Raw genomic sequence first — 6,691 nt, 5'->3', positions numbered from 1 at the left:
TTTACACCCTCTTTTTTGTTAATTTAAGTAATACTTTGCTTAAGCTTTCTTCCGTAAGATCCTCTGCATCAGCAAAATCTGATACCGTAAAAGCAGACTCTGTTGTTGGTTTATTTATAAGTTGACGGAGATGCCTTAACATACCATCTGCTATCACTTGAATTTTTAATTTAGAAAACTGTTCCCTACTATACATCCAAATAAAATGTAACTTTTCATCTTTCACCATTCCGATAACATCAATTAGATGAGACGGTTTGGAATCTGGAGCATGATCTAAAAATGTAAATCCTGTCTCTTGCATAAACAAAGAGTCCCTTGAAAACACCTGATCAAATTGGCCCAAATAGTTAAAGCTTATTGAAGGCTTTTGCTGATAAAACGGAAGTAATCCTTTATTCAAGTAACGTAAAATACCATAGTCAACTCCGCGATTTGGAATTCGACGTAATTGTTCTTTGACAGCCTTTAACCCTTCAATAGGTGTCTGAGTTCCTTGAAAATTGAGATGAACGGGATAAATACTCGTGAACCAGCCCACTGTCCTTGATAAATCAATACCTTCAATCATCTCTTCTCTTCCGTGTCCTTCTAGATGAATAGAAACGGTTTGCTGATTTATACAATCAACGATAGCTTGTCCTAATGCCGTTAATAGTACCTCATCAATCCTTGTCTTATGAGTGACTAGAAATTCGTATAACAATGTTTGTGTTTCTTCTATTCCTAGAGTCCTCGTCACTTGATCAATCGATTCTTCTGTTGTTTCTTGTATTGGATAGTCCATTGGAATTTTCATCGTTTCTTTTTCTACTTGTTCATTCCAATAATTTTGTACTTCTTTTGAAATACCCGAATCACTGTATGTCTGGAGTCGTTCAGACCACTCTTTAAAAGATGTACTTTTCGCAGGTAAGCGAACTTCTTGACCTTGTTTCATCTGGTTATATACCACCTGTAAATCTTCCAATAGAATCCTCCATGACACTCCATCTACTACTAAATGATGAATCACCCAGAATATTCGATCATTTCCAGTCAAGTTATCTTCAAAGTACACTACTCTCATTAACGGACCAGTAACTAAATTGAAACTAGCTTGATTAATGTTCATCTCTTCTTGTATTATTTTATTCCACTCTTTTTCATTAACTTGATTACGTTTTACAACATGGAGTACTGACAGCTCATCAGTCCCTTCATTTCTCTGCCTCCACGTTCCGTTTGGTAACTGTTCGTACCGGAAACGTAAAGCATCATGATGTTTCAGTAAATTTAATATCGCTCCCTCTAGTAATTTCACATTCAATCTTTCTTTTACTCTTAAAAGCATTGATTGATTCCAATGCTCTGTATGTGGATGTTCTTGCTCGAAGAACCAGCACTGAATTGGAGTAAGAGGCACATTACCTATCACAATTCCCTGCTCCGCTTGTACTCCCTGCGTTTCTATAGCCACTTGTGCCAGCTCAGCGATAGTTGGGCATTCAAACATTTGCTTTGGAGTAAGTTTTAACCCCACTTGACTTGCTTGAGATATGATTTGAATACTGAGAATCGAGTCGCCACCAATTTCAAAGAAATTATCATAGATTCCCACCTTTTTAACACCTAATACTCGCTTCCAAATGGTAGTCAGTATCTGTTCGTTACTATTCCGAGGGCCAACACATTCACTATTAATCTGCTTTTCCTCTGGCATAGGTAAGGCCTCACGATCAACTTTACCGTTAGCTGTAAGTGGAATAGCTTCCATCGCCACAAATCCCGAAGGAACCATATAACTTGGTAGTTTCGCTTTAAGATACTCTCTCCACGCATCTACATTTCCATCTCCTACAACATATGCTACTAATCTTTTATCGCCCGGCTGATCTTCTCTTACAATTACAACTGCCTCTGTTACAGATGCATATGTATGTAAAGTAGACTCAATTTCCCCAATCTCAATTCTGAAACCACGTATTTTAACCTGATGATCAATTCTTCCACGATAATCTAGATTCCCATCTGGCAAATATCTAGCTAAGTCTCCTGTCCGGTATAATCTTGCTTTCGGATTACTACTAAATGGATGAGATATAAAACGCTCTGCTGTTAATTCAGGTCTATTTAAATATCCACGTGCCAATCCTGCTCCACCAATATAAAGTTCACCATCAACACCTATAGGAACAGGTTGTTGATAAGCGTCTAGTATATACACTTCTAAATCGGGAATCCGCTTTCCAATATTACTTCTTGAAGCATGCTGCACATCATCTAGAGTAATTGGATAATATGTAACATGAACTGTAGTTTCTGTAATTCCATACATATTAATTAACTGTGGTTTTTTCTCCCCATACCTTTGAAACCACGGTAACAAGCCAATAGGTTCTAACGCTTCTCCGCCAAATATCACGTAACGCAGCTGCAAATTTTTATTCTTATCTTCTTGTTCACACACTCGTATTAATTGGCGGAATGCGGAAGGTGTCTGATTTAGAACTGTGACTTCTTCCTCCACCAATACTTGATAAAAATCCTTAGGTGATCGACTAATCCAGTACGGAACAACAACTAATTTTCCACCATATAATAACGCTCCCCAAATTTCCCATACTGAGAAATCAAATGCATACGAATGAAAAAGCGTCCAAGTATCTTTTTCATTAAACTGATACAAACAATCCGTCGATTTAAATAACCGTATAACATTGTGATGCTCTATCATAACACCTTTTGGATTTCCTGTTGATCCCGAAGTATAGATCACATATGCCAGATTTTGGGGACCGACACTAGAAACCGGCAAAGTCTTACTTTCTTTCCCAATCTCATCTTGATCACAATCCAGGCAAATCGACTCAACATTTTCTGGTAACCAGTTCAATTCTTTTAAACTTTCTTGCGTTACGAATAACTGAATGCTAGCATCTTCTAAAATATATTGAAGTCGCTGCTCTGGATATGTTGGATCAAGTGGAACATAAGCCCCACCAGCCTTCAAAATTCCTAAAATACCTACAATCATTTCGAGGGAACGTTCAACGCACAGTCCAACTAAAGTATCAGGTCCTACTCCCTTTTTCTGCAGATAATGAGCTAACTGGTTTGCACGTTCATTAAGCTCCTTATAAGTAATTTTTTCTTTTTCATACGTAACTGCAATAGCATTTGGATAAATCATCGCTTGCCGTTCGAACATTTCATGAATAGTTACTTGAGGTGGGACATCCAGTTTAGGATTGTTGAACTCAACTAAACTTTTTCTTTTATCTTCCTCAGAAATGATTTCTATTTCAGCCACCTTCTGCTTTGGGTTTTCAAAAATTTTTTCCAGTATCACTAGCATAACGTTAAAGAATCGTTCTATCTCTTCCTTAGAAAATAGCTCCTCACGATAATCAATATGTACATGTAAAGAGTCTATATCAATTAGATTTTCAATATGAACTGCAAAATCTTGTACTTCTTCACGGTTTGGAATCCATAGTGAGTCACCACTTTCATCACGATCCCTATAATCAATCGTAGTTCCGAAAAGTCTCACATTACTGTTATTCTCTTTATTAATCTGCTTTAATAACAAATCAAATGGATATTTCTGGTGTCTTAATGATTTACTTTGTTTTCTGGACACTCTACTAATAAATGAAAGTACTTCTTCTTCTGGATCAATATCCATTCTTAAAGGAACTGTACTCACCATCATTCCAATCAATTTTCGTTCCATTTTAGTCATACGGTTGCCGTAAGCCATTCCTAAACCAATATCAAGCGATGAGGTCCACCGATACATGGACAACGAAAAAGCAGCAACAAAAAGAGTATATAAACTATTTTTGTAATCTTCAGAAAATTTTTCTATCTTTCTCTTCAAATGTTCCGTTAATATAAACGTCTCACGTGATGCTTTTGTACTAACTTGGTACGTATTATAAGGCTTCAATCCAGTCACAGATGGCAGTGTTTTAAATTCCTCTAACCAAAATTTTTGATCTTTTTGAAAGCGACTACTATTCAAGTATGTTTGTTCGTTGGTCAGAAATTGAACATATGAATTTTTAATTTCGCCTTCCTCATTCTCGTTATGCATGTCATAATAATATTTTGCAATCTGCTCAGTAAATATTTGAATTGATAAACCATCCATAATAATATGATGAACATTTCCAAAGACTGCACATTCATTATCGTTTAATTTTATTAAAGCGAAATAGTATAAATTTGAATTAAATAATGTAAACGTTTCTTTTGTTTTCTGCTCAATCCATTCCTCAAGCAAATTTGTATTCTCCACATTACTGAAATCAAAAAACTCAAATTCTTGTTCTTCATGTTTAGTAAAATATTGTTTCGGTTCCTGATGCCCATTTTCTTTTAACCTAATGCACAGACCGTCATTTTCACTGATAACGCGATTCACAACTTGGTTTAATTTTGAATAATTCATTTTTCGATGAAGTTTAAATAAAAATCTTAAATTACATATTCCTTTATCAGAATGAACGACTTCTGTATACCATATTCTTCGCTGCGGATGGCTTAATGGATAGCATTCCTCATTGGTCATAAAAATCTTCCCTTCAAAAATTATTTGCTCTTATAGGTTCGTGTTTATGTTTAGCCCATAAATATTTCTGCAGTGAAACTCCAATTACTCCAATAATAACAAGCCCAATCCCTCCATAAACATAGAGTTGAGTTACTCCAAACAAATGCACTAATGGACCACTCATAGCAGGAGAAATAATTAGAACTGCGTTTGTTAAACTGCTTTGTATACCAAATACTCTTCCTACTTGATCTTGATCGGATTCTATTTGTAAAATGACTTGATTAGATACAAGCATCAGCCCACTTCCGATACCAGCGATAAAACTAATTAAATAAGCTAAAACGAAGACCGTACCGGGCGTTATCAAACCAATCCCCCCAAAACCAATTCCCATTAAAACCATACCTCCACATACTACCCAGCCATATTGAAATTGTTTTAATTTCTGAGTTAGTAATGCACCAAGTATTCCGCCAAGACCAATAATAGAAATGATATATCCCATTTTACTTTTATCATGTGGGAATAAGCTCTTAAATAAAGTTGGGAATTGTGAGTCTACTAATTGTAATACCGCCATGGCTATTGTAACGAAAATCATGGTTGATAATATTATCCGATTAGATAACACATAACCCCACCCTTGTACCCAAGCGGTCCAAGTACTTTGTTTTTGCTGTTCAACAAATTCTTTCGATATAGTTTCTTTAAATTTTATTGTGGGTATGAGAACTAAGGTAGCTAATAAACAACTTATAGCTCTTATAATGAGGCAGAACTCTGGTTGAAACCAGCTCAACAACATGCCCCCTATAAGGGGGCCTACTATCTTTGTACCCTGCTCTACTATTCCGTTGATACTTACTGCTTTAGTAAGCAAGTCCGGGGATACAATCTGTCTTGTTAGTGTTTGCTGTGCAGGATAATAGAAAACAATAAAAATGGAACGAATCATTAATGCCACTAAGAGCCAGTGGATATCTTGTACAAATAAAAGAGCAATTGTTATTAGACCAACCATTAGATTACAGAACATCATAATTGGAATTTTTCTAAAACGATCTGCAATAACACCTGCCCATGAGCCAAAAATAATTCCAGGAAGTGCATATGCAACAGGAATCAATCCAATCATAGTAGGATCTACTTCCCATTCAAACCCAACTATAGTCATAATCGCTAACATATCAATAAAAACACCAAGCATAAGCAATGAATAGGCAGAGAAAACTTGTAAATAAACCCTATTTCCTAATAGGCCTTTTGAATCAGTAGTTTTCATAAAAGCAAGCTCCTTAGGTTACTAATATAAACGCTTTTGCGTATAAGGTACCTCTTTATTAAACCTAATTAATCATTATTGACATCTCACCTAGAATTTAACTTCGCCAAAACTCAAACCGGTCTTATTTTTCATATATTTAAAATAGTCAGACAAACGAAAGCGTACCTATTTCTTCATTTTTATATCAACTGTTACAAAATATATCTTTACCTTACACTAATAACAGCTAAACGTTGCCTTAATATAACCCTTTACAGTCGTTTACACATTCAATTCACATCCTTTTTAAAGTTGGCTTTTTTCTATCTCAAATACTATCACACAAATATTTCACCTACTATATTCATAAAGTTGAAATATTTGAATCAGAAAATTCGGATAAAAAACCAAATCCACAAATCATAACAAACTATTATTTATTTATATTTTCATTTTATAGATAGCTTTAACCATAAGGGTATCAAGAATTAAGTTTTTTAATTTTATTAACATAATAGTTTAAAGAGACCGTAAATCCTACTAAACAAAAAAAATATACAATAAAGTATATTTTTTTCTTATCCTACATATTTTCTATGCAAATTAATCCCAATAACTAAAGTTGATAATAAAAATATAATATTACCAATCACTAATGTACTCATAACAAGAATTGAATAATATAGTATTAATACTTCTGCACCTACTACCTATTTTATTTATTGGATATTTATACTTCAAAAAATTACACATCATTCACAATTAGGATACATACCCAAAATATGTTTTGAACGTTTTATTATATTTTAAGATAATATAAAATCAGTTTTTCTATAAGAGAACTTAATTTTTATGTAGTACGAAACTGTTAGTAATACAGTATA

The 6,691-nt window shown here is 34.4% G+C and carries 2 protein-coding genes; both read right to left on the bottom strand.

The genetic code is table 11. The features are described 5' to 3' along the window. Nucleotide 1: 1 nt before the first annotated feature. Nucleotides 2-4,558 (bottom strand): non-ribosomal peptide synthetase, encoded by a 4,557-nt coding sequence (locus ACX9TM_RS12650; RefSeq protein ID WP_072770283.1) that lies wholly within the window; start codon nt 4,556-4,558, stop codon nt 2-4. A 13-nt stretch (nt 4,559-4,571) separates the two neighbouring features. Beyond that, nucleotides 4,572-5,825, bottom strand: a complete 1,254-nt coding sequence (locus tag ACX9TM_RS12645) for an MFS transporter (RefSeq protein WP_000858621.1) — start codon at nt 5,823-5,825, stop codon at nt 4,572-4,574. Nucleotides 5,826-6,691 lie beyond the last annotated feature (866 nt).

The sequence above is a fragment of the Bacillus sp. LH1 genome (assembly GCF_057924895.1).
The sequence above is the reverse complement of the archived record's forward strand: the minus strand, read 5'-3'. Positions and strand labels throughout refer to the sequence as shown.

Coding starts and splice junctions, on each gene's coding strand:
- ACX9TM_RS12650 (WP_072770283.1), bottom strand. CDS start 4,558: ATGACCAATGAGGAATGCTATCCATTAAGCCATCCGCAGCGAAGAATA.
- ACX9TM_RS12645 (WP_000858621.1), bottom strand. CDS start 5,825: ATGAAAACTACTGATTCAAAAGGCCTATTAGGAAATAGGGTTTATTTA.